We start from the raw sequence: 24368 nt of genomic DNA on the forward strand, positions 1-24368 counted from the left end.
ACGAGTGGCGGGATGACGCAACGCAAGCAGCGCGGATCGCTGCTAGCGGCCCTGAAACCGTGGCGAACGCTTTTGCGCGAAGGCATCTACGCCTTCCTGCCAATCGGCGGTGGTCGAGCAGGTAAAGACCGCGTCCAGTTCCTGCTGCAGATGGCCGTTCAGGTCATTTGCCGCGCCGAGGTTAACCAGCCGTTTGAGCATGGCGATGGATACCGGCGCCTGCGCGGCGAGGCGTTCGCCAAGCGCTAGCGCCTGTTCCGGCAGCGCGCCCTGCGGGTAGGCGGCCAGTGCCAGCGCGAGCCGTGCCGCTTCGCTGCCGGTGATTTTTTCGCCGGTATATAAAAGCCGCCGCGCCTGAGTCAGCCCCACGATCTGCGGCAGGATTTTGGACACGCCGCCGCCCACGCAGGTGCCGATGCTGGTTTCGGGAAAGCCGATCTGCGCGTCTTCAGCCATCAGGATGAAATCGCAGGCCACGGCCATTTCCGCCCCCGCCCCCAGTGCGTAACCGTTGACCGCCGCGATAACCGGTTTGGGCAGGCGGTACAGCGCCTCGCAGACGTCGTTACCGCGCTGTAAATAGGCGCGCCGCTGGTAGAGCGTACGCGCCGCGCCGCCGTGTTCTTTCATATCGGCGCCGACGCAGAACGCCCGCCCTTCACCGGTCAGGATGACCGCACGCACGCTGTCGGTATCGCGGGCAAAGGCCAGCGCGTCCAGCAGCTCGTCGTAAAGCGCTTCAACCACCGCATTTAGCCGGTGCGGCCGATTCAGGCGAATTTCCAGCACGCGGCTGTCGGCTTCCGGCGTCAGCCAGGCAAGGCGCAGGGTTTCGTAGTTAGGGAACGTCGCGGGTAACGTGGCGGGTACAGAATCGGGGCAAGGCATGGTGTCAGCTCGCTTACGGAACAAAGCAAAAAACACAAACGTATCTTTATACTAAAAAATGAGAAACGCTTGTTTCATTAATCGAATCATAGCGGCGCTCCTGCCCCTCGTCAACACAGCTGTGCCGACCGGTATTTTTCCGGTACAGTTGTGCCATTCCTTTGCTCGACAAAATCCCCTTGATAACGCAGCCAAACAGCCGATGAAGCCATATACCGAAAACGCTCCCGAAGAACGCCTGAATGCGATCTCCCGCGATCTGGCCGAGGCGTATCCCGCGCTTAGCCCGCAGCTGAAACAGGCGGCGGGTTACGTGCTTGACCACCCCGGTGAAGTCGCCTTTCAGTCGGTGCGCGGCTCGGCTAGCGCCGCCGGCATCACGCCGTCTACGCTTGTGCGGCTGGCGAAAAAACTGGGCTTCACCAGCTACGAGCCGTTTCGTCAGGTGTTTCAGGCCGCGCTGCAGGCCGGTTCCGGCGAACTCTCCGACCGTGCCAGCCGGTTGAAAAGCCTTTCCGCAACGCGTCAGAACCCGGTATTTACCGACGTCGGCGATGCCGCCTTTGCCAATATCGGGCACCTGTTCACCGCGGATAACCAGACCCGGGTCGAGTCAGCCGCACGGCGCCTGCTGGCCGCACGCCGCATTGCGGTGATCGGCTTTCGCGACACCTTTGCCTGTGCCTACCACTTTGCCTATGTCGGGCGCATCGCCATGCCCAACATCGCGCTGGTGCGTGGCCTTGAAGGCGGGCTGCTGACCGAGCTTGCGCCTTTCGGCGAGCAGGACGCCGCCGTCATCTTCGGTTTTGCCCCCTACTGCGCCGAAACCCTGAAAGCACTTGAAATCACCCGCCAGAGCGACGTCAAATCCATCGTCATCACCGACACCATGCGCTCGCCGCTGGTGCCGGGAGCTGATCTGGTATTCACTCTGGCCAGTGACACGCCGCATTTTTTTCCTTCGATCCTTGCCGCCATTACGCTGATCGAGGCCATACTCGCGGAGTGCGTGGCCCAGGGCCCCGCTGAGCTGGTCGATAACGTGACCCACTTTGAACAGCGCATGCGCGCGCTGGGAGCCTACGTCGAATGATGCCACCCGAGCTGCCTGCCCATCCGGCTATCAGCGTGCCCCGGGTTATCGCCCACCGCGGCTATAGCGCCCGCGCCCCGGAAAATACGCTGGCCGCCGTGCGCGCCGCGCACCAGGCTGGCGTCCGCTGGGTGGAGCTTGATGTACAGCTGCTGGGCGACGGCACGCCGGTGATCTGGCACGACCGCGACGTCAAACGCTGCTCGAACGGCAGCTCCGCCCTCGCCGCGCTTGACCGGGAAAGCGCCCAGCGCCTCGACGTGGGTGCCTGGTTTAGCGCGGCGTTTCAAGGCGAACGCATGGCGCGCCTCGAGGAGATGCTGGCGCTGTTAAACACGCTCAACATGGGGCTAAACCTTGAGCTCAAAATCAACAAGGGCCATGACCCACTGGCGCTGACGCAACGAATAATCCCCGAGGTGCTGGCCGCGTTGCCGCCCGAACGCCTGATTGTCTCGTCGTTCAGCCAGCCGGCACTTGCCGCCGCGCGAGCCATGGCCCCGCCACAGGCGTTGGCACTGGGGCTTCTGGCCAAACGCCTGCCCTGCGATTGGCCGCACCGGTGCAACGCTATCAGCGCCTTTAGCGTGCACCTGGACTGGCGTTACGTAAAAGCTGCCTCGCTGGCAGCGCTCAATCGGGCAGGCGTTACGGTAATGTGCTACACCGCCAACGATCCCGTGGCGTTTGCGCCGCGCTGGCAATGGGGCGTGAGTAGCGTGATCAGCGATAATCCGACCGTTTTCATGCCGCCCGGTTAGCCGCTGTGCCGAGGGTTTCTGCCGCGTTCCACGCTTCAGCGTACTTTCTTTGCCGCGTTCCACGCTTCACCGTACTTTCTTTGCCGCGTTCCACGCTTCACCGTACAATGCCCGCATTCCACGCTGCCGGCACTCTGTCGTCAGCGCTTTGTGTTTGTGCTTTCTGTTAACCGTCTGCCAGCTTAAGGAACGTAACTCGTCATGCGCGCCAGCCAACTTTTAATTGCCACCATGAAAGAAACCCCGGCGGATGCCGAAGTGATCAGCCATCAGCTGATGCTGCGCGCGGGGATGATCCGCCGGCTCACCTCGGGCCTTTACACCTGGCTGCCGCTGGGGCTGAAAACCCTGCGCAAGGCCGAGGCCATTGTGCGCGAAGAAATGAACCGTGCCGGCGCTCAGGAAGTGCTGATGCCCGCGGTACAGCCGGCCGAGCTGTGGCAGGAGTCCGGCCGCTGGGAACAGTACGGCCCCGAGCTTCTGCGCCTGAAAGACCGCCACGCGCGGGATTACTGCGTGGGCCCCACGCACGAAGAAGTGATTACCGATCTGGTGCGTAAGGAAATCGCCAGCTACAAGCAGCTGCCGATGAATTTCTACCAGATTCAGACCAAGTTCCGTGACGAGATCCGCCCGCGTTTTGGCGTGATGCGCTCGCGCGAGTTCATCATGAAGGACGCCTACTCCTTTCACGTTGACGAGGCGTCGCTCAAGCAGACCTATCAGGGCATGTACGACGCCTATTCGCGCATCTTCACCCGGCTGGGGCTGGACTTCCGCCCGGTGATTGCCGATAACGGCTCGATTGGCGGCACCGGCTCCCACGAGTTTCACGTGCTGGCCGACTCCGGCGAAGACGACATCGTCTTCTCGACCGGCTCCGACTACGCCGCCAATATGGAAAAAGCCGAGGCGCTGCCCGCTCCGGTGGGCAGCGAGGCCACTTGCGCCACGCCCGCCGAAGAACTACGTCTGGTCGATACGCCGGATGCCAAGACCATCGCCGCGCTGGTCGAGCAGTTTGAGCTGCCCATCGAAAAAACCGTCAAGACGCTGATGGTGCACGCCGCCGAAGACGGGCTGGTCGCGCTGATTATTCGCGGCGACCACACGCTCAACGACGTCAAGGCGGAGAATCTGGCGCAGGTGGCAAGCCCGTTGGCCATGGCCAGCGAAGAGGAAATCCGTGCCGCAGTGGGTGCCGGCCCGGGCTCGCTAGGGCCGGTCAATCTTGACCTGCCAATCATCATCGACCGCAGCGTAGCGCTAATGCACGACTTTGGCGCCGGCGCCAACGTGGACGACAAGCACTACTTTGGCATCAACTGGGAGCGCGACGCCGCGCTGCCCGAGGTGGCCGACCTGCGCAACGTGGTCGAAGGCGATCCCTCGCCGGACGGCCAGGGCACGCTTGCCATCAAGCGCGGTATTGAAGTGGGCCACGTCTTCCAGCTGGGGCAGAAATATTCCGAGGCCATGAACGCCACGGTGCTCGGCGACAACGGCAAGACCAGCCATCCGTGGATGGGCTGCTACGGCATTGGCGTGACGCGCGTGGTAGCCGCTGCCATCGAACAGAATCACGACGCCGCCGGCATTATCTGGCCCAACGCCCTCGCCCCGTTTCAGGTGGCGCTGGTGCCAATGAATGCGCACAAGTCCCAGCGCGTACGCGAAGAAGCCGAGCGGCTTTATCAGACGCTGACCAACGCCGGGCTCGACGTGCTGTTGGACGACCGCGACACCCGCCCGGGCGTCAAATTTGCCGACCTGGAGCTGATGGGTATTCCCCATCGCGTGGTGATTGGCGATCGCGGGCTGGACAAAGGCGAGCTTGAATACAAGGGCCGCCGCGACAGCGACGTCACCATGACCCCCGCCGATCAGATCGTGGAGTTTTTGCGTGCGAAAGCTTGTGCGAATGTTGCGTGAGAAAAGCCGATCTTGCTGATCCGGGTAAACCGGTCACGCACAGCAAACGACGCCCGGCCGTATGGCTGGGCGCCGCTGCAATATGCGCCGCGCTGAGCGTTGGCGCGGCCCGTGCCGACGTGCAGCCGACCTTTGGCGCGGCGCAACCCAGCGCCCTTCAGCAACTTGAGATTCGCCGTTTTCACACTGAGATGGACCGCCCGCTGGCAACGTTTATGCCGAGCGCCAAGGCGCGCGCACGCCTGCTTGAACGCGTCTACCGCGAAGCCCGGCTTGCCGGGCTGCCACCGGCGCTGGTGCTGGCGTTAATCGAGGTAGAAAGTGGTTTTCGGCCAGCGGTGGTGTCATCCGCCGGCGCGGTGGGGTTAATGCAGATTATGCCTTTCTGGATCGCCGAGCTGGGGCTTGCCGCCGATGACCTCAAGGCGCCGTCGCGCAACCTGCGCTACGGCTGCACCATTCTTGCCCACTATCTGGCCAGGGAGAACGGCGACTTTACCCGGGCACTGGCACGCTATAACGGTAGCCTGGGTAAAACCCGGTATCCGGAACGCGTAATGAATGCTTGGCAAGCGCGCTGGCACTTACCTCTCTCACTCTGACCTCCTGCCCAACCGCGATGAACATCTGGGGGCATCGTTTTCCGGCGCACTCAGGCGTCAGCCTGTTCTACTTCCTGCCTTTAATTAACGACACCACGAACAGGATAAGGAAGATAACAAAGAGAACCTTGGCAATCGTCGCGGCAACGCCTGCGATACCACCGAAGCCAAATACGGCAGCAATAATGGCAATGATCAGAAACACCACAGCGTTATTTAACATGAGTCACTCCTTTTGAATGGGCATTCACGCACCGGTACATGCTGCTCTCCTTTAGTTGTAACCGCATGAGTAAATGCCTGTCAATTCTATCTACTCTCGCTTCATACCCACGCAAAAAAATGCCGGCTCCGAAGAACCGGCGACTGGAAGCCTTGGTTGCCTGAATTCAGGTTTTACTTCGGCCTCCTCCCTGACGACTGATAAACCTACTTTTTACGACGATGATCGCGGACAATGAAACCCACCCAACCGGCCATGAAAACAATCATCATGCCGACGGTGACCAACCCGAATATTACTGCATCATCCCAATACATAGTCTTGCTCCCGCCGCGATGTGTTGCCCTCATACTAGGCAACAAACGACGGACAAAACCTGACGTGGATCAACCCTTGCACCTCATCGGGAAGACGCCGCATGGCTAATTGATCCACGTCATCTTTACCTTTAGCGCGCTATTTTTCAGGCCAAACTTCTTAAAGAACCTTGCGATCTTCAACGCTTGAGGCAGCCACTTCCGGCGCCAGCGGATGGCCCTTGGCAAGCTCGGCACGGGTCGCATCGCGCACCGTCAGCACGCGCACGTCGTAACGCAGCGTACGCCCGGCCAGCGGATGATTGGTATCCACCGTTATCTGTTCGCCGTCTACTGCCAGCACGGTAACAATCTGCGGGCCGGCCTCGCCTTCGGTCTGAAAGCGGCTGCCGGGTGACAGCTCAGCGCTGCCAAAGGCGCTACGCCCTACCTGCTGCACCAGCGCTTCATCGCGCAGGCCGTAAGCATCAGCAGGCATCAGGGTAACGCTAAGCTCGGCGCCTTCCGGCTGGCCTTCCAGCGCGCGTTCAAGCCCTGCCACAATGTTCTCGTGGCCGTGCAGGTACTCAAGCGGCTGGCCACGCGCGGCGGAATCGTCCAGCACGTCTCCCTGACCGTCACTTGATACGTGGTCACTCAATACGTAGTCCAGCGTGACAACGCGGTGCGCGGCAATCGACATACAAAACTCCTCTCCGGTAAGCTAGCGGACGTTTGATTCCACGTGTTCTTCAAGCAGCGCAGTTTAACAGCTGTCGGTGCTCGCGTATTTTAGCCGTTTGCCCAAGTTCAGGAGCCTGTCTATGCCCATCCCCGCCGCCCAGCGCAGCTGGCGAGCATCACTGGCGGTTTATTGGCGCGCCCCGGTTATCACCATGCTGTTTTTGGGCTTTTCCGCCGGCCTGCCGTTTTTGCTGGTGTTCTCGACGCTTTCCGCGTGGCTGCGAAGTGCCGGTGTGGAAGTGGCTGCCATCGGCTTTTTCGCCTGGATAGGCATGCTTTATTCGATCAAGGTTTTCTGGGCGCCGGTGGTCGACCGCGTAGCGCTGCCGCTATTGACGCGCGCGCTGGGCCAACGCCGCAGCTGGATGCTGCTGGCGCAGGCGGTCATCGCTGCAGGACTGGTGGGCCTTGCCGCGACGCCGCCGATGGGTAATCTGGGCTGGGTGGCGGGGTTCGCCCTGCTGGTGGCCTTTGGCTCGGCCACTCAGGACATCGCGATTGACGCCTTTCGTATCGAGTCGGCCGACGATGACAAGCAGGCCGCCATGGCCTCGACCTATATCATCGGCTACCGCGCCGGGCTGTTGGCCGCCGGCGCCGGGGCGCTTTACATTGCCGCCACCGTCTCGTGGCACGCGGCCTATCTGACCATGGCTGCGCTGGTCGGTGTGGGTATGCTCACGGTATTGGTGCGCCCCGAACCTGCGCGAATGACAGGCAGCGGCAAACCCGTGCTGGAACCCCGGGTGCGTGCTTTTTTGCGCAACAGTCGCCACCAGCCCCGCCTTTGGCGGCACTTTGTGGCCTGGATCATCGGCGCCATCGTCTGCCCGTTCACCGACTTTTTTGTGCGTCACGGCATGAAAACGCTGGGGCTTTTGGCGTTTATCGCGGTGTTTCGCATCAGCGATCTGGCCATGGCGTCGATGGCCAACCCGCTGTATATCGACCTGGGGTTTTCGTTGGCCACCATTGCCAGCGTCACCAATATTTTCGGCATTGCCATGAGTATTGGCGGCGGTATGCTCGGCGGGCTGCTGGTGGTTCGCTACGGTATCGGGCCGCTGCTGGTGGTGGGGGCTATGCTGACGATGCTGACCAACCTGCTGTTTGCCGCGCTTTCCCTGATGGGCGATCAGCTGCCCATGCTGGTGGTGACCATCATCGGCGATAATCTGGCCAATGGCCTGGCCAGCGCAGTATTCATCGCATTTTTATCCAGCCTGACGTCGCGCGCCTACACCGCGACGCAGTACGCGCTGTTTTCTTCGTTGATGACGCTGCCCGGCAAGTTTTTAAGCGGCTTTGGCGGGCTGCTGGTCGAGGCCCAGAGCTACGCGAGCTTTTTTATCCTGGCCTCGCTGCTGGGGATTCCCGCGGTCATGCTTGCCGTGTGGGTCAACCGTGATCGCGACCTTTACGGCAAGCCTGCCGCTAGCGGCGCTCGCTGAGCCACTCCAGCGCGCCGGGGGTCACCCGCCACTGATCGCGCATCAGCGTGCGGTACTGCCAGGCCTCGGCGCGCGTACCGGGTGCCATGCTCCCGTCTTTCCCCGGCAAGGCCGGGCGCGGGTGTTCGGTGCAGAGCATCTCCAGCGCGTAGCGGCTGTGGCGCTTGACGTCACCCAGCGCTTCTTCGGCCTGTTCCCACTCTTGTAAGCGGTACAGCGCCAACGTGCGCCCAAGCAGAATATTGAGCCACAGCGAGCCGTCGTCTTCCGCGGCGTCCGCCAGCGTCAGCGCATCGCGGTTGCGCTCGTCACGCAGCAGCTGGTCAAGCACCAGCTCGCGCAGGCCAAGGCTGTCTTCGCGATTGATGGCCAAAAGCTCCTCGGCCAGTTGGCGGGAATGCTGGCGTGCGCCGCGCTCCATGCCTACCACCAGCGCCAGACCGATCCGCAGCAAAAACGCGTTATTGGCATCGTCCCAACACAGGCTGCCGTCGCCTTCGGCGCGCGCCTGCTCAAGCCAGCGCGATAGCCGCAGCGCCAGCGGCTCGAGCAGGCTCGGCGCCATCCACGGCAGGCTGCCAAAACGGCTGGTCAGCGCCAGCGTCAGGTCCTGGACCACTTGGGGCGAGTCCAGCCATTCGGGGTGCGCGCACAGCGCCGACATCCACTCAATGGCGTTGCCCCAGGGATCATCACGAAAGCCCAGCGCCACATCGGTATCCACCAGCACCTGAAACTGCTCGTGCCAGGCGGCAAACAGCGTGGCCTCGCGAGAGTTTTCGTGATACTCGAGCCGCCCGGTCTCCGCCTGCGCCTGAAACTCAAGCTTGGGCGCGGTATGCAAGGCGGCCAGCAATGACTGCAGCCCGATCAGCGGCGTGGCCAGGTCTTCCTCGGCACTTAACAGCTGATCGGCCAAGGTGGCGCCGGGGTTATCGGCCAGCGCGGCCAGAAACGCCAGCTGATCTTCGTCGAGATCGCCCTGACGCACCAGCCGGCGGTACCAGAAATGCGCGCGTTCTTTGGCTTCCTGCTCATGCCCCTCATGGAGCAGCAGCATGGCCTCGATGTAAGCCAGCGTCGGCGAATCAGGCAGCGCCTGCTGCGCGCGAACAAACGCCGCCCGGGCGCTGTCCAGATCATCGTTATCCAAGTGCATCAGACACAGCCGCTCAAGCGCGACGCCGCGCAAAAACAGTGGGCCGCGTTCCAGCACTTCGTCGAGCAGCTCGGTGCGCTTGCGGGTAAAGCCGCGCTCCTGGAACAGGTCGAGCAGAATCTCGAACGCCGGCTCGGCCTGCTCCGGCAGGCGTGACCAGTCGCGGCCGTCAAACAGCGACTCGAGGATCTGCATCGAACGCCCGGTCTGGCCGCTTTCCGCGGCAATCAAACCGGCTTCCAGCAGCGCCTGCGCGGGTGCTTCCCGGCTTTGTAGCGCGGCTTTGAGCGTGGCGCCCTTCCACTCGCGCAGCGACAGCATCCACATCATCTGCTCGGGGATCTCGGTGGGGAAATCAACGGGGTAGCAGCACTGCTTGTACTTGCGCCCCGAGTCGCACCAGCACGGCTCGTTGCGCCCCGGCTCGGCCAGCGGCTCGCCGGAAAATGCCAGCCGCTCCAGCGGCGTTTGCGACCATAACACCGGCGCCAGCGCCTGCGCCGTGGCAAAGTCGCCGTTGAAATAATCGCCGCCCTCGGCGCGCACCCAGATCATGAAGTCGGGGTAGTGCTCTTTTTGCCGGATTGCCGAGAGTGCCTCAGAGGCAAAACCCAGCAGCTGATCAACCCATACCGCCAGCATTGCCGTCTCCATATCGTCTTGAGCCAGCGCGAAAAGCGCCGCTAAGTAAAGCGCCGTAGTCTAGCATGCCCGCGGGCGGCTACGCAGGAGTAGGCACGGGGATTAAACGCCAGCGTGTCAACGCTTCAACGGCGGGCGCTCGCCCACCTCAGCAACGGCTGACAGCGCCGGTGCATGTCGAGCCGAGCGCCCAGACGCACCATGTTCCAGTAATGGCCGTTGAGCGCCCGGGACAGCAGCAGCGTGTCCGCCGGCGGCTGCAGGCGGTCCATGGCCGCCCACACCCGCGGCGAGAGCTCGCGCAGGCCACGGTGAACACGCACATCGGCAAAATCCTGCTCGCCGGGAGCAAACAGCGGCGCCACGGCGTCGGCCGCCTGGCGATACAGGGCCAACGGCGCCCCTTGCCCCTTGCGCCCGCCGAGCGCCAGCATGGCGTCATCCATGGCCATGGGGTCACCGGCAAGCGTGGCTTCCAGCAGCGCCATCATCGCCGCCAGGCGAGCTTCGGGCACCGCGACCACCGCGCCAAAGTCGTAGATAATCAGCCGCGACTCGGCGTCCACGGCAAAGTTGCCGGCGTGGGGGTCGGCATGCAACTCGCCGTAGGTAAACAGCTCCTCGGTCAGCCAGTCGGCCAGGGTGGCAGCCACTTGCTGGCGCACCACGCCGTCAGCGTCGGCCATTTCGTCCAACGGTGTGCCGGCGAGATAGCGCATGGCCAGCACGCGTTCGCCGCACAGCGCCTCAACCGGCTCGGGGATGCGCAGCCGCGGCTCGTGACGATAGCGCTCCCGGTAGCGGGCAAGTGTTTGTGCCTCGGCGCGATAGTCCAGCTCGTCGCGCAGCCCCGCGGCCAGCTCCTCGAACAGCGCGTCCAGTCGCGACGCCGACACCTTGAGCCAGCGGCCCAGGCGCATCATTCGTCTGACCTGGCGAAGATCGCCTTCCAGGGCGTCGGCAAGGCCGGGGTACTGCACCTTGAGCACCAGCGTATCGCCTTCCTGGGTGATGGCCTTGTGTACCTGACCCATGGACGCACTGGCAAAAGGCTGCGGTTCAATATGGCGAAAGTGGGCGTCGAGATCGCCGTACTCGGCCTGAAGCGTCTCGCGGATGCGCGGCCAGGGCATGGGCTCGGCCTGGCGCTGCAGGCGCGCCAGCTGGTCGGCCAGCTCCGGCGGCAACACGTCGTCCCACTGGGCGACAATCTGTGCCAGCTTCATGGCCGGGCCGCGCAGCTCGGAAAGTCCGTCGAACAGTGCCTCACCCAGCGAGTTCCAGTCGGCGCTACCGCCCATGCGGTTCTTCAACAGCGTGCCGCCGGTGCGCGCGCCGAGGCCGAATAGCCGGCGCGTTCTGCCATGTTCACGCATGGCTGAATCCTTGATCGCAATATGTCATACAAAAGCTATACGAAAAGAAGACAAAAGCAAAGGTCGACCAACGCGCTCGCGCGCTCTGTTATCATGGCCTTTTGCTCAGAAGCTTTTGCCATGCGTTTGATTATTGCCGAAAAGCCCAGCCTGGCGCGGGCCATTGCCGAAGCACTGCCCGAGCGTGCCCGGCGGGAAGACGGCGCCCTGCACGCCGGTGACACCGTGGTCACATGGTGTTTGGGCCACTTGCTGGAGCAGGCGCCGCCCGAGGCCTATAACGCCGCCGACAAACATTGGCAGCTGGACCGCCTGCCCATTGCCCCGGCCGCGTTCAAGCACGTGCCGCGCCCCAAGGCGCGCGGGCAGCTGGCGATTATCCGCCGGCTGATCAAACGCGCCAGCAGCGTGGTTCATGCTGGCGATCCCGACCGCGAAGGCCAGCTGCTGGTGCAAAACGTGATTGAGCATCTGGGCTACCGGGGGCCGGTACAGCGCCTGTTGATCAACGATTTGAACCGCCCGGCGGTGAAGCGAGCTTTGGGCGCGCTTGCCGACAACGCCACGTTCGCGCCGCTGTACCGCGCCGCGCGAGCACGGGCGCAGGCCGACTGGCTTTACGGCATCAACCTGACCCGTGCCTGGACACTGCTCGGCCGTCAGGCGGGGCATTCCGGCGTGCTTTCCGTAGGCCGCGTGCAAACGCCGGTACTGGGGCTGATTGTGCGCCGCGACAACGCCATCCGCGACTTTACCCCCTACCCGTTTTATCCGCTGTGGGTCGACGTTCGCGTTGCCGGCGGCGAACTGCGTGCCTGGTGGGTGCCCCGCGCGCCGCATCCTCTCGACGACAAGGGCCGGCTGCTTGAACGCGCGCCGGCGGATGCGCTGGCGCAAACGCTGCCGGGCAGCCACGGCCGAGTGGCGCGTCTGTCGCAGCAGGAAAAGCGTCAGGCGCCGCCGCTGCCGTATTCACTCTCGGCGCTGCAGGTGGACGCCGCCCGGCGCTTCGGGCTATCCGCCAAAATCATACTCGATACCTGTCAGGCGCTTTACGAGCGCCACCGACTGATTACCTACCCGCGCTCGGACTGCCGCTACCTGCCCGACGAGCACTTTGGCGAAGCACAGCGCACGCTGGCCGGTGCCTGCCGTTCAGACGCCACGCTTGGCGGCTGGCTGGACGGCGCCGACTTCAGCCGCCGCTCCAAGGCGTGGAACGATAGCAAGGTGGGAGCGCACCACGCGCTGGCGCCCAGCGGTAAAACGCCGGATTTTGCCCGGCTTTCGGCCACGGAAAGCCGCATTTACCGGCTGATTGCGCGCAATATGCTCGCGCAATTTTATCCACCGCTGGTGACGTTTGAGGTAAAAACCGAGTTGACGTTTGCCAATGAGGCATTTCGCGCCAGCGGTCAGCAGGTGCTTGACCCCGGCTGGAAGCCGCTTTTCACCACCCGGGAAGAAGCCCCGCCGCTGCCGCCGCTGACCGAGGGCGAAGCCTGTGAGGCACTGGCCGCAGGCGTGGAAACCCGGGAAACCCGGCCGCCGGAGCCGTTCACCGATGCCAGCCTGATCAAGGCGATGATGAACATCGGCCGCTACGTGGATGATCCCGCCGTCAAGCGCACCCTGCGCGACACCGACGGGCTGGGCACCGAAGCCACCCGCGCAGGCATTCTGGAAACCCTGGTCGCGCGCGGCTATCTGGTCCGCCGGCAAAAAGCGCTGCGCGCCACGAAGCTCGGCAGTGCGCTGATTGGCGCTTTGCCCGAGGCCGTGGCCACGCCCGAGCGCACCGCTCAGTGGGAGCAGCGTCTCAGCGCGATTGCCGAGAGTCAGGACGACGAAGGTGCTTTCCAACAAGCGCTGCTGACGGACTTGCGCGGCCTGCTGACACAAAGCGACGCCGGCAAGCTGCGCCACAGCCTGCAAACCGCGCAGGGCGAAGCCGTGCCCGCCGCGACGGCCAAGCCCAAACGCCCGCGCAAAAAATCTGCACCAAAAACACGTCGCCCAGCTGCCCCGCCCAAAGGTAGCCGTTCATGAACGGTTGCACCGTGCCGGCACGCTCCGGCATTCTTGTAGCGCTAGAGACGGTGTCGCCCACCATCATCAGCGTCACGCACGTCTCGCCAATGGAAAGTAAAGGAGAACTTGCTTCATGTTTGATCAACTTGCACCACGTCTGCGCACCGCCGGCTTGCTGGGTTTGATGGCCCTGTCGCCCGCGGCGTTCGCGCAGGATTCAGGCCCGGCAATGAACACCGAGAACTTTCAGGACTGGGAAGTCAACTGCCCGGTCAGCGCCAGCGACGGCAACTGCGCCATGACCCAAATGGCCAAAGACGCCAGCGGAGAGCCGGTACTGCAAGTGGTCGTCGGCAATCCGCCCCAGCTGGACAGCGCCGCCATCACTTTCCTGACACCGCTGGGTGTTCGCCTCGCCTCTGGCCTGCAGCTTCAGGTAGACAGCAATGAGCCGATTGGCATGCCCTATCAGGTCTGCTTGCCTCAGGGTTGCCGCGCCGACCTGCCGGTTCGCTCGGAACTGCTGACTCAGCTGCGAGGCGGGAGCACCGCGACGGTCAGCATGATTGACCCGAACGCCCAGCGTCTGGATGTGGATGTGTCCCTGATGGGCTTCAGTGCCGCCAAGCAGCGCATCGACCAAAATTGATCGGCTTCACCGGCGGTCACCTGATCGTCGGCCCCGGCGCGTTGGGCCGCATGCTCGCCCACGCGCTGGCGCCCACCCAGGGCGTCACGCTGATAAGCCAGCGCGCATTGCCCGCTCAGCAAACACTCACCACGCCCGAGGGCGAAACCGTTACCCGCCGACTGCCCGTCATTCGCCTGGCGGCACTTGCGCCAATAGGAAGTCCGGCGCTTATTCACCTGACCACCAAAGCCTACGCTGCCGAAGCAGTGGCCGTGGATCTGGCCGAGAAAGTCGCCCCCGGCACAGCCCTGGTGCTGTGGCAAAACGGCTTTGGCGTGCAACCAAGCCTGACCCGGCGCTGGCCGGGGCCGGTGCTCTGCGCGTCGACCACCGAAGGCGCTTACGTGGTGGATGATGCCGCTATTGTTCATGCCGGGCATGGCGAAAGCGTGATCGGTGACTTACACGGCCGCCATCTGGCGCTGGCCCATTCGCTTGCCGCAACGCTGACCCGCGCCGGGCTGAAAGCGGCAGCGGTCGACGATATTGGTGTACGGCTGTGGCAGAAACTGGCGGTAAACGCAGCGATAAACCCACTGGTGGCGCTTTATGAAGTGCCCAACGGGGCGCTGCGCGAGGCGCGCTTTGACGCCGAGCTCACCGCGGTAATCGAGGAAATCGCGGCAATTCTGGCTGCCGAAGGCATCGCTCCGCCCAGCGGGAGTGGCGCGGCAGGCTGGCGGCGGCTGGTCGACAAGGTGATCGAGGCGACCGCCGACAACCGCGCCTCGATGCTGCAAGACGTGGACGCCCGCCGCCCCACCGAGCGCGGCGCTATTTTAGCCCCGCTGATCGAGCGCGCCGAACATAACCGGCTGCCCTGCCCAACACTTGCCGCTCTTGATGCGCGGCTCGCCGAGAAAGAAGCGGCGTTTCGCCTTGAGGGATAAGCCTTGCTCAGTCCTGTGTTCAGCCCTATGGTCAGCCCAAGGGCTAATTCAGGTCGGCCAGCGGGTTTTGTGCCCATGGCTCGGCCAGCATGGCCTCGATAAAGCTCGGGTCGACGTCGGCCAGGCACGCATAGCGAAACTGCGGCGTGCGGTCTTTATCGACCAATAGCGCACGCACACCTTCGGCCAGATCGCCCTGACGGCAACACTGCACCGACAGCGCCACCTCCGAGCGAAACACCTCGGCAAGCGACATATACCGCGTGCGGGTAAGCTGGGCATCGATCAATTTGATCGACACCGCGCTGCCCTTCGCCAGCGTCTGCCGGGCACGGGTCAGCCAGGGGTCATCGCTGTGGCCGTCAACAATCGCCGCCACCTGCTGCTCAACGGTGTCGTGATCCATCAGCTCGTCGATCAGTTCGGCGTGCTCGGCAACCGGCATCGGCATGTCGCTAAACGCCGGCGCGGCCTCGCGCTCAAGCTCGCGCAGTGCGCGGTTCACCGCGGCGTGCGCATCAAGCGAACCATCCGTCGCATGCCAGCGGGCATCAATCAGCCGCTGGATCAGCGTTTCGCGCTGATCGCTTGCCAACATGCGGTCGGCAAGCCCCAGCCGATGAGCATCGCGGGCGTTCAGCGGGCTGCCGGTGAGCGCCAGAAACCGCCCCGTTTCGCCCGGCAGGCGGTTTAAAAACCAGCTGGCGCCGACGTCGGGATACAGGCCGATGGTCACTTCGGGCATCGCCAGCCGCGACGTTTCGGTCACTACCCGGTGGCTGGCACCGTTTAGCAACCCCATGCCGCCGCCCATGACGATACCGCTGCCCCAGCCGATAATCGGCTTGGAATACGTATGCAGACGATAATCCAACCGGTACTCGTGAGCAAAATAGCGCTCATCGAGGGTTTTATCATCGGCGTTACCGGCAAGCGAATGATACAGCGCCACGACATCGCCACCGGCGCAAAAGGCTTTCTCGCCGGCCCCGCACAGCACGATCGCAACCACCCGATCGTCGTCTTCCCAGGCGTCCAGCTGCGGCAATATCGCCTCGATCATCTCAAGCGACAGCGCGTTGAGCGAACGCTCGGCATTGAGTCTGATCTCCCCCACGCTATGGCCGTCATCCGTGGGGTGTTGGGTAAAGTCGACGCTGCTCATACCTCGGTTAACTCCTTGAAGCCGATTAAATAATCCTGGTATTTAACCCGTGTTACGCAGGCCGGCGGATATCCCCGCCATGGTAACCATTAATGCGCGTGACAGGTCGGCGCTGATTGCGCCGTCAGCGTCGCGATTGCGCTGCAATAGTTCGGCCTGCAGGCCGTGCAGCGGATCGATATAGGGGTTGCGCACTTCGATGGCCTGACGAATCAACGGCGTTTTTTCCAGCAGGTCGTCCTGCTCCAGCAGTGTCAGCACGCTGCCTTCCAGCAGCTCGAAACGCTCGCGGAGCTTTGTGCCCAGCGCCTTGAGCGCCGGCTCGTCTACCAGCCGCTGCTCGTAATAAGCGGCAATGCCGACATCGGCTTTGGCCAGCAGCATTTCGAGCATGTCGAGGTAGGTACCGAAAAACGGCCACTGGTCGCGCATTTCCTGCAGCACCTCGCGCCCACCGGGCTGTTCAAGGCGCCCGCTAAAGGCCTGCTCGCTGCCCAGCCATGCCGGCAGCATCAGCCTGGTTTGCGTCCAGGCAAAGATCCAAGGGATGGCGCGCAGCGTTTCCACGCCGCCGTCCTGACGCCGCTTGGTGGGCCGCGAACCCAGCGGCAGCCGGCCAAGTACGCTTTCCGGCGTGACCGCACGGAAGTACGGCACGAACTCCGGATCATCGCGCACCACGTTGACGTAAACCTCGTGGGACACCTCGGCCAGCTGATCCATTTCATCGCGCCAATTGGCCTTGGGTGCGGGCGGCGGCAGCAAGGTGGCCTCGAGCACCGCGCAGGCGTAGATTTCCATGGAGCGCAGGGCGATATCCGGCTGGCCGAACTTGAAGCGGATCATTTCGCCCTGTTCGGTAACCCGCAGGCTGCCGTCGACCGAGCCCGGCGGCTGGGACAGAATTGCCGCGTGGGCCGGACCGCCGCCGCGCCCCACGGCACCGCCGCGGCCGTGGAACAGCGTCAGCTTGACGTCGTGCTTGCGGCACACCTCGACCAGCGCTTCCTGAGCGCGATACTGCGCCCAGGCGGCGGCCAGCTGCCCGGCATCCTTGGCCGAATCCGAATAGCCGATCATCACTTCCTGACGCCCCTGCATCAGCGCGCGATATTCCGGCAGCGCCAGCAACTGGTCAATCACTTCACCGGCGTGATCCAGATCGTTGAGCGTTTCAAACAGCGGCGCAATGGGGAGCGCAGCGCGACCGCCCACTTCCTGCATCAGCAGCGCCACCGTGAGCACGTCGGAAGGCTCGGCCGCCATGGAAATCACGTAGCTGCCCAGCGCCTCCGGCTGCTCTTCCGCCACTACCCTGAAGGTTTCCAGCACTTCGCGGGTTTCCGCGGAACACTGCCAGCGCAGCGGAATCAGCGGCCGGTTGGACTTCAATTCGGTAAGCAAAAATGCCTGGCGCTCGGCTTCGTTCCAGTCCTGATAGTGGCCCAGCTCAAGCTCATGGGTAATTTCTTCGAGCACCTGCGCATGCCGGCTGGCTTCCTGACGCAGATCGAGCTTGGTCAGGGTAACGCCGAATACCGCGACTCGGCGCAGCGTGTCGAGCAATGCGCCGTTGGCAATCACATCCAGCCCCGAGTCGCACAGCGAGCGGTAGCAGGAGAGCAACGGCGCGTAGAGCTGATCGCGGGTTTCAATAATCGGCCCGCCGTCAAAGCTGCGCCCGTCCAGCCCGGCCTTGGCCCAGTCCCGGGTGGCCTGCATGCGCGTCACAATGCGCTTCAACAGTTCGCGATAGGGCTCGGCCACATCGCCAACTTCGGCTTTCAAGGCACTGTTGGCCTTCCACATGGAGAGTTCGTTCTTGAGCTGCTCCAAATCGCGCAGATACAGATCCGCCGCCATCCAGCGCCCCAGCAGCAATACCTCGCGGGTCACGCTGGCGGTGACGTTGGGATTACCGTCGCGGTCGCCGCCCATCCACGAGGCGTAGCGGATCGGTGCTGCGTCCAGCGGCAGCCGCTCGCCGGCAGTATCGAGCAGCAGGTTGTCCAGATCGCGGTGAAAATCGGGGACCGCCTGCCACAGCGAGTTTTCGATGACCGCAAAGCCCCACTTGGCTTCATCCACGGGCGTCGGGCGTTCGTGACGAATCTCGTCGGTGTGCCAGGCCTGACTGATCAGCTCGGCCAGCCGCCCGCGGGCTCGGGTGGCACGCTCGGGGGCGTCTTCGGCGCCCTCAATGGCGGATAAGCAGTCGTCGATGGCGTCGTACTTCTGGATCAGCGTGCGGCGGATGATTTCCGTAGGGTGGGCGGTCAGCACCAGTTCCACACGCATATCGGCAAGCGTCTGCACCAGCGCACGCGGCGAGCTGCCGGCCTGCTGCGCGCGCTCCAGGAGTTTTTCCAGCGTGGGCTGGCTGCCCGGTTTGTAGTCTTCAACGTGGCGAAAGCGCGCGCGGTAGTGCTGCTCGGCGATGTTGGCCAGGTTCAAAAACTGGTTGAAGGCGCGGGTCACGGGCAGCAGGTCGTTATCGGGTAGCTTGCGCAGGTAGTCGATCAGCTCGCGCTGTTCGAGCGTATCCTTCTGGCGCCCCTGCTTGGCATAGGAGCGGATGGTTTCAATCTTGTCGACAAACGCCTGGCCCAGATCATCGGCAATGGTGTGGCCAAGGCTGTCGCCCAGAATGCGCACGTTGTCGCGCAGAGATTCGTGCAGGTCGTGACTCATGTCATGGCCTCCTTGCAGGGCACGCGGATCGGTTCAAACAGGCGGCCTGGATTTTTTATTCGCTTTTTTCAGTCGTCTTGGCGGCTTGCCAGTGACGCTCCATCTCGTCAAGCGAGGCCTCTATCGGCTGCAGGCCCTGCCCCGCGAGCTGGCGCTCCACATAGCGAAAGCGGAACTCAAACTTGGCATTGGTGGCGCGCAGGCACTGCTCGGGGTCGGCCTTGACCCGGCGCGCCAGATTGGTGACGGCAAATAGCAGATCACCAACCTCTTCTTTTACATGCGCTTCTTTTATCTGCGCGTCATCGTCGCTGGCCAACGCTTGCTCCACTTCGGCCAGCTCCTCGCGGATTTTGTCCAGCACGCCGCGGGTATCGGAAAAATCAAAGCCCGCGCCTGCCGCACGCTTGCCCAGCTTGGCCGCGCGGGACAACGCCGGCAGCGTGCGCGGCACGTCGTCAAGCGCTGACGGCGCCGCATCCGCGCGCTGCTCGCGCTCATCGGCCTTGAGCGTTTCCCAGCGCTGCTTGACGTGGCGCTCCTCCACGGCCTCTGCGTCAACGTCCGGCGGACGGCGCGAGTCGAGCGTGCCGTCGGGAAACACGTGCGGATGGCGCCTGAGCATCTTGGCGGTCAGGGTGTGCACCACATCGCCAAAGTCAAAACGCCCTTCCTCGCGGCCGAACCGGGCGTAGTACACCACTTGAAACAGCAGGTCGCCCAGCTCGCCGGGCATCTCGTCAAAGGCGCGCCGCTCAATGGCGTCGGCCACCTCGTACGCTTCTTCCAGCGTATGCGGCACGATGCTGTCCCAGTTCTGGCGCACATCCCAGGGGCAGCCCTGCACCGGGTCGCGCAGCACGTCCATCAGCGTCAGCAGGTCGTCCAGAGTGTAGCGCATCAGGATTCCCCTTTACGCACGACTTTTGGCGCAGCCGCGTTACGCAGCCGACGCACTTCGATCACGTTCTGCAGCTGCTGGATACGCGAAAACAGGCGCCCGAGGGTTTCCAGGCCGTCGACTTCCAGGGTGATGCGCAGCCGCGCGGTGCTTTCGTCGGTATCGCTCAGGGTGTTGACCGCCAGCACGTTGACTTTTTCGTGGCCCAGCAGGCTGGTGACGTCGCGCAGCAGGCCGGAACGGTCCCAGGCGCGAATTTCAATGGTCACCGGGTAGCGGGTGTGTTCGCGCTCGCCCCATTCCGCTTCGATAATGCGCTGAGGCTCTTCAGCGCGCAGCTGCAACAGGTTGGGGCAATCCTGACGGTGAACGGTGACGCCGCGCCCCTGGGTAATGAAGCCGGCGATGGGCTCGCCGGGCACGGGGCGGCAGCAATTGGCCATGCTGGTTTGCAGGTTGCCCACGCCCAGCACGGTAATATCGCTTTTGGCCTTCTGGCTGGACTGGCGTTTGGGCTTGGCCAACAGCCGGTTGAGCTTTTCCTCGTCGTCGTTTTCACCAAACAGCTGCTGCGCCTGATTGAGCACCTGACCAATGCGCAGGTCGCCAGCGCCCAGTGCGGCGTACATGTCGTCGGGGTTCACGTAGTTGACCGCCGCTGCCAGGCGCGCAAGGTTTAGCCCTTCCACGTCCAGCCGCTGCATTTCGCGCTCGAACAGCGCGCGGCCTTCTTCGAGATTCTGATCGCGCGCCTGAAACTTGTACCAGGCCTGGATCTTGGCGCGCGCCCGGGAGGTGCGCACATAGCCCAGACTCGGATTCAGCCAGTCGCGGCTGGGGCCGCCTTTGCTGGCGGTGAGTATCTCGATCTGCTGGCTGGTCTTGAGCTTGTAGGTCAGGGGCACAATGCGCCCGTCCACCTTGGCGCCCCGGCAGCGATGCCCGACTTCGGTATGCACCCGGTAGGCAAAGTCGATCGGCGTGGAAATGCTCGGCAGATCAATCACGTGCCCGTCAGGCGTGAAGACGTAGATGCGATCCGGCGCGACATCGCTGGCAAGCCCTTCGCGCAGGTCGCCATACTCGCCCACTTCGTCCTGCCATTCGATGACGTGGCGCAGCCAGGCGATTTTTTCTTCATAGCCGCGGCTTTTGCCGCCGTTGGTATCGTGCCCCTTGTAGCGCCAGTGGGCACACACGCCCAGCTCGGCTTCGTCGTGCATGGCAAAGGTACGGATCTGGATTTCCAGCACCTTGTTTTCAGGGCCGAGCACCGCCGTATGCAGTGACTGATAACCGTTTTTCTTGGGGTTGGCGATGTAGTCGTCAAACTCGTTGGGCACGTGGTGCCAGCGCGAATGCACAATGCCCAGTACGGTGTAGCAGTCGGCCACTTCGGGCACCAGAATACGCACCGCGCGCACGTCGTTGACTTCGGAAAAAGGGATTCCCTTGCGCTGCATTTTACGCCAAATAGAGTAAATATGCTTGGCGCGGCCGCTGACGTCGTAATCGTGAAGGTGCTGTGCTTCTATCAGGCGTTTAAGGGTTTCAACCACGTCTTTGATATAGCGCGTGCGATCTAGGCGCTTTTCGGCCAGCTGTTTGGCAATGGCCTTGTAGTCGTCTTCGTGCTGATAGCGAAACGCCAGGTCCTCAAGCTCCCACTTGATCTGGCCAACCCCCAGACGGTGCGCCAGCGGTGCGTAAATGTCCGTGACTTCGTTGGCCACCTGCAGGCATTTTTCCCGCGGTGCACCGCGCACCTGACGCAGCGCACAGGTACGCTCGGCGATCTTGATCAGCGCTACGCGCACGTCGTCCACCATGTTGACCAGCATTTTGCGCAGGTTTTCCTGCTGATTGTGCTGGCTCATCCCATGGTGCGGAGCGTGCGGATAACTGATGGCTGCCATTTGTAAAACGCCGTCGATCAAGCGGGCAATCTCGGCGCCAAAACGTTTGCCAATCGTCTCCAGACTGATGAGGTTTTCACGCACGGCGCGGTACAGCACAGCCGCCTCAAGCGCCGGTTGCTCCAGCTTGAGCTCGCCGAGAATATCGGCCATCTCAAGCCCCATGCGAAAGCTCGAGCTCGGCGTCAGCCAGCCACGCTCGGCATCGGGTGACTCCATCTCCAGCGTTTCAGCAAGCTCGCAAGCCTGTAGCAAACGCGCCGGGTCGGTCAGGCGCACGTCATCTTGCAGGCGCGTCATCCATTTTTGTATGTCTACCCTTCCGCCAGCCGTCAGCGGTTGGTCTTCACGCACTTTGACCATGTTGTTCACTCATCCCTTCAGCAGTTGCCGCCAATACCTGACCCTGACGGCCTTTCGAGCACCATTTAGCCCTCGTGTTGCGACGTCACGACGCCTCGGGTGTGCTCGTATCCTGCAGCAGCACTAGCGTTTCCATGTGGGCAGTGTGCACAAACATGTCAGCCACGACTACGTGCATAATGCGATACCCCCCGGCCACCAAATGCGCAACATCGCGGGCTAGCGTAGCCGGATCACAGGACACGTAAGCAATCCGCGCCGCACGCCGGGGCGCGTGGACAAGCGCCTGGCAGACCGCTTCGGCGCCGGCGCGCGGCGGGTCGAGAATCACCGCGTCGGGGGCGGTGTCAGCCAGCAGCGTTGCCACACCGGCGCCGGCATTAAGGTCGGCCTGGACGGCGCGAACCTCAAGGCCGTTACGCCGGGCATTGGCCGTTAAGCGCTCGACCATTGCCGGATTGCCCTCCGCCGCAACCACCTCGGCCCCTGCGGCGGCAGCCGGCAGGCTGAAATTGCCAATACCGGCGAACAAATCCAGCAGCGTTTGATCGTTTGCCGGCATCAGCCAGTCAAGCACCTTGGCCACCATCTGCGCGTTGACTGCGGCGTTAGCCTGCAAAAAATCGCCGGGGGCAAAGCCCAGCGTCAGCGCCGCGCGCCCGGGCAGCGCCAGCGTTTCTTCAAGCACCGGCGGCGCTGTTAGCCATTCAAGCTGCGGCGTCGGGCGGCCCTTGAGCAACCCAAGCGCCACACTCGAGGACGCTGTAGGCAATGAGCCAAGCGTGGCGGCAAAGGCCTGCCAGCGCTCGGCATCGTCGGCGTGGGGCTTTAGCTGTCGCACTATCACCGCGCAGGTATCAGGCGTGGCAATCAGCTCGACGTGGCCCACGTGGCGCGGCGCCTCAAGCGACTGGATAACCTCACGCAGCGGCGTCAACAGCGCCTGCAGTGCGGGCACCAGAATATGACAGTGCTCGATATCTACCAGCCGGTGGCTACCCGCCGCGCGAAAGCCCACGCGGATGCGTCCCTGACCGTCGACGTTGACGCCTAGACGCGCCCGGCGGCGGTAATGCTCGGTGTCGGCGTACAGCATGGCGATATCGGGGAGCTCCAGCCCCTGACGGGTGAAAAGCTCGCGCACCACGTCGCGCTTGTGCTCGCGCTGCGAGGCTATTGCCAGATGCTGCAGATCGCAGCCGCCGCAGCGGCCAAAATATGCGCAGGGCGGCACAACGCGCTGCGGCGAGTCGTCAAAGCGCTGTTTGATATGCGCTTCGTCATAACGTTTGCGGGTGAGGTGCGTGGCAACGCTCACATGCTCGCCCGGCAATGCGCGATCGACAAACACCGTCTTGCCCGAGGGCAAGTGCCCTACGCCGCGCCCGTCGTGGGCCAGACGTTCGATGAGCACACCACCTTCATCCGTGCTTTCATCAATGCTTGCATCCATGGCCGCAGCGGCCGGTGCCGGCGTTTTGGGCTGCGGCTCACGCGCCAGCCCCGAGACGCCCGAGGCGCGCCGCGACGGGCGCTTTTTTCCTAGCATGGCCATTTAAACCTCCGGGGCAAACAAGCCGGTAGACAGGTAGCGATCGCCGCGGTCACAGACGATAAACACAATCACGGAATTTTCGACCTGCTCGGCCACGCGCAGCGCACCGGCCAGGCTGCCGCCCGACGAGACGCCGGCCAGAATGCCTTCTTCGCGCGCCAGCCGGCGCATATGCTCTTCGGCTTCGGTCTGGCCGATATCCAGCGTGACATCCACCCGCGTCGCGTCAAAAATCGACGGCAGATACTCTTCGGGCCAGCGGCGAATACCGGCGATGCTGGCACCGTCTTCGGGCTGCAGGCCCACCATCTGAATTGCCGGGTTCTGCTCTTTCAGATAGCGCGACACGCCCATGATGGTGCCGGTGGTGCCCATGGCGCTGACAAAGTGCGTCACCTCGCCGCCGGTTTGCTCCCAGACTTCCGGCCCGGTAGTTCGATAATGCGCCAGCGGGTTATCCGGGTTGGCAAACTGGTCAAGGGGCTTGCCCTCGCCCCGTGCGATCATGGCCTCGGCAATGTCTCGGGCCTCTTCCATGCCGCCCTCTTTGCTCGCCGATATCAGCGTCGCGCCGTAGGCGGCCATGGCATGCTTACGCTCTTGTGAAGCGCTTTCCGGCATCACCAGCACCATGCGGTAGCCCATGATCGCGGCCGCCATGGCCAGCGCAATACCGGTATTGCCCGACGTCGCCTCAATCAGGGTATCGCCCGGGGTGATCTCACCCCGCGCCTGCGCTTCGCCCAGCATGGCCATGGCCGGACGGTCTTTAACCGAGCCGGCGGGGTTTTGCCCTTCAAGCTTGGCCAGCAGCGTGTTGTTACGCCCGGCGTTAATGCGCTTCAGGCGCACCAGCGGGGTGTTGCCAACAATGTCTTCCAGAGTGGGGTAGTCCATGATGCATTCCTTCTAATCGCCGTTATGCGGCATTATATCGGGGCAAGCCTGAGCTGGACAGGCGCCACGCCATTTGAATACCACGTGAATCACTATAA

At 63.3% G+C, this 24368-nt stretch carries 20 protein-coding genes; 8 read left to right on the top strand and 12 right to left on the bottom strand.

What is annotated here, in order from left to right; all coding sequences use genetic code 11:
- Positions 1 to 42: 42 nt before the first annotated feature.
- Positions 43 to 888, bottom strand: coding sequence for an enoyl-CoA hydratase/isomerase family protein (locus B5495_RS02485; protein WP_079554863.1), 846 nt, complete (start codon positions 886 to 888; stop codon positions 43 to 45).
- A 202-nt stretch (positions 889 to 1090) separates the two neighbouring features.
- Here B5495_RS02485 and B5495_RS02490 point away from each other — a divergent pair, with 202 nt between their 5' ends.
- The 4 genes from B5495_RS02490 to B5495_RS02505 all read left to right on the top strand — a co-directional run bounded on the left by B5495_RS02490 (position 1091) and on the right by B5495_RS02505 (position 5279).
- On the top strand, positions 1091 to 1984 hold the full coding sequence (locus tag B5495_RS02490) for a MurR/RpiR family transcriptional regulator (RefSeq protein WP_079551031.1): 894 nt from the start codon (positions 1091 to 1093) through the stop codon (positions 1982 to 1984).
- Positions 1981 to 2745 carry a glycerophosphodiester phosphodiesterase family protein gene (locus tag B5495_RS02495; protein WP_079551033.1) on the top strand — a complete coding sequence of 255 codons (765 nt, stop codon included), beginning with the start codon at positions 1981 to 1983 and terminating at the stop codon, positions 2743 to 2745. The genes B5495_RS02490 and B5495_RS02495 overlap by 4 nt, the downstream gene beginning before the upstream one ends.
- Positions 2746 to 2946: 201 nt before the next feature.
- Positions 2947 to 4677 (top strand): proline--tRNA ligase, encoded by a 1731-nt coding sequence (locus tag B5495_RS02500; protein WP_079551035.1) that lies wholly within the window; start codon positions 2947 to 2949, stop codon positions 4675 to 4677.
- The gene (locus tag B5495_RS02505) at positions 4674 to 5279 is read left to right on the top strand and encodes a lytic transglycosylase domain-containing protein (protein WP_422822014.1); all 606 of its coding nucleotides are present in this window, start codon (positions 4674 to 4676) and stop codon (positions 5277 to 5279) included. The genes B5495_RS02500 and B5495_RS02505 overlap by 4 nt, the downstream gene beginning before the upstream one ends.
- Positions 5280 to 5346: 67 nt before the next feature.
- On the opposite strand, the gene B5495_RS02510 is transcribed toward B5495_RS02505, so the two are convergent.
- The 3 genes from B5495_RS02510 to B5495_RS02515 form a co-directional block, all read right to left on the bottom strand.
- The gene (locus tag B5495_RS02510) at positions 5347 to 5502 is read right to left on the bottom strand and encodes a DUF1328 domain-containing protein (protein WP_079551037.1); all 156 of its coding nucleotides are present in this window, start codon (positions 5500 to 5502) and stop codon (positions 5347 to 5349) included.
- 206 nt (positions 5503 to 5708) lie between these two features.
- Entirely contained in the window at positions 5709 to 5852 is a 144-nt protein-coding gene (gene ccoM / locus B5495_RS15100) for a cytochrome c oxidase subunit CcoM (RefSeq protein WP_422822015.1), read from the bottom strand.
- 127 nt (positions 5853 to 5979) lie between these two features.
- Positions 5980 to 6501, bottom strand: a complete 522-nt coding sequence (locus tag B5495_RS02515) for an FKBP-type peptidyl-prolyl cis-trans isomerase (RefSeq protein ID WP_079551039.1) — start codon at positions 6499 to 6501, stop codon at positions 5980 to 5982.
- A gap of 121 nt (positions 6502 to 6622) precedes the next feature.
- Between B5495_RS02515 and B5495_RS02520 the strand changes: the two genes are divergently transcribed.
- On the top strand, positions 6623 to 7993 hold the full coding sequence (locus B5495_RS02520) for an AmpG family muropeptide MFS transporter (protein ID WP_079551040.1): 1371 nt from the start codon (positions 6623 to 6625) through the stop codon (positions 7991 to 7993).
- Here the strand turns inward: B5495_RS02520 and B5495_RS02525 are convergent.
- Together B5495_RS02525 and B5495_RS02530 are read right to left on the bottom strand one after the other, a co-directional pair.
- Complete coding sequence (locus B5495_RS02525) at positions 7977 to 9794, bottom strand: SEC-C domain-containing protein (RefSeq protein ID WP_079551042.1); 1818 nt, start codon at positions 9792 to 9794, stop codon at positions 7977 to 7979. The two genes, B5495_RS02520 and B5495_RS02525, sit on opposite strands and share 17 nt — an antisense overlap.
- Before the next feature lie 125 nt (positions 9795 to 9919).
- Positions 9920 to 11170: an ABC1 kinase family protein gene (locus tag B5495_RS02530; protein ID WP_079551044.1), complete on the bottom strand. Its 1251-nt coding sequence runs from the start codon at positions 11168 to 11170 to the stop codon at positions 9920 to 9922.
- 120 nt (positions 11171 to 11290) lie between these two features.
- Here B5495_RS02530 and B5495_RS02535 point away from each other — a divergent pair, with 120 nt between their 5' ends.
- The 3 genes from B5495_RS02535 (at position 11291) to B5495_RS02545 (ending at position 14782) form a co-directional block, all read left to right on the top strand.
- The gene (locus tag B5495_RS02535; RefSeq protein WP_079554866.1) at positions 11291 to 13219 is read left to right on the top strand and encodes a DNA topoisomerase 3; all 1929 of its coding nucleotides are present in this window, start codon (positions 11291 to 11293) and stop codon (positions 13217 to 13219) included.
- Positions 13220 to 13334: 115 nt separating this feature from the next.
- The gene (locus tag B5495_RS02540; RefSeq protein ID WP_079551045.1) at positions 13335 to 13850 is read left to right on the top strand and encodes an invasion associated locus B family protein; all 516 of its coding nucleotides are present in this window, start codon (positions 13335 to 13337) and stop codon (positions 13848 to 13850) included.
- On the top strand, positions 13847 to 14782 hold the full coding sequence (locus B5495_RS02545) for a ketopantoate reductase family protein (RefSeq protein ID WP_269457142.1): 936 nt from the start codon (positions 13847 to 13849) through the stop codon (positions 14780 to 14782). The genes B5495_RS02540 and B5495_RS02545 overlap by 4 nt, the downstream gene beginning before the upstream one ends.
- 43 nt (positions 14783 to 14825) lie before the next feature.
- Here the strand turns inward: B5495_RS02545 and B5495_RS02550 are convergent, their stop codons facing one another.
- The 6 genes from B5495_RS02550 to cysM form a co-directional block, all read right to left on the bottom strand.
- Positions 14826 to 15947: an enoyl-CoA hydratase/isomerase family protein gene (locus B5495_RS02550; RefSeq protein ID WP_079551047.1), complete on the bottom strand. Its 1122-nt coding sequence runs from the start codon at positions 15945 to 15947 to the stop codon at positions 14826 to 14828.
- A 42-nt stretch (positions 15948 to 15989) separates the two neighbouring features.
- The gene (gene ppc, locus B5495_RS02555) at positions 15990 to 18638 is read right to left on the bottom strand and encodes a phosphoenolpyruvate carboxylase (RefSeq protein ID WP_079551048.1); all 2649 of its coding nucleotides are present in this window, start codon (positions 18636 to 18638) and stop codon (positions 15990 to 15992) included.
- Positions 18639 to 18693: 55 nt separating this feature from the next.
- Positions 18694 to 19539 carry a nucleoside triphosphate pyrophosphohydrolase gene (mazG, locus tag B5495_RS02560; RefSeq protein ID WP_079551050.1) on the bottom strand — a complete coding sequence of 282 codons (846 nt, stop codon included), beginning with the start codon at positions 19537 to 19539 and terminating at the stop codon, positions 18694 to 18696.
- Entirely contained in the window at positions 19539 to 21818 is a 2280-nt protein-coding gene (relA, locus tag B5495_RS02565; protein ID WP_079551052.1) for a GTP diphosphokinase, read from the bottom strand. The genes mazG and relA overlap by 1 nt, the downstream gene beginning before the upstream one ends.
- A gap of 85 nt (positions 21819 to 21903) precedes the next feature.
- Positions 21904 to 23373, bottom strand: a complete 1470-nt coding sequence (locus tag B5495_RS02570; RefSeq protein ID WP_079551054.1) for a TRAM domain-containing protein — start codon at positions 23371 to 23373, stop codon at positions 21904 to 21906.
- A complete protein-coding gene (gene cysM / locus B5495_RS02575; protein ID WP_079551056.1) occupies positions 23374 to 24270 on the bottom strand; it encodes a cysteine synthase CysM in 897 nt (298 codons plus the stop codon). It abuts the gene before it with no gap.
- Between the last annotated feature and the right edge of the window lie 98 nt (positions 24271 to 24368).

It is taken from the genome of Vreelandella subglaciescola (assembly GCF_900142895.1).
Taxonomy (GTDB): domain Bacteria; phylum Pseudomonadota; class Gammaproteobacteria; order Pseudomonadales; family Halomonadaceae; genus Vreelandella; species Vreelandella subglaciescola.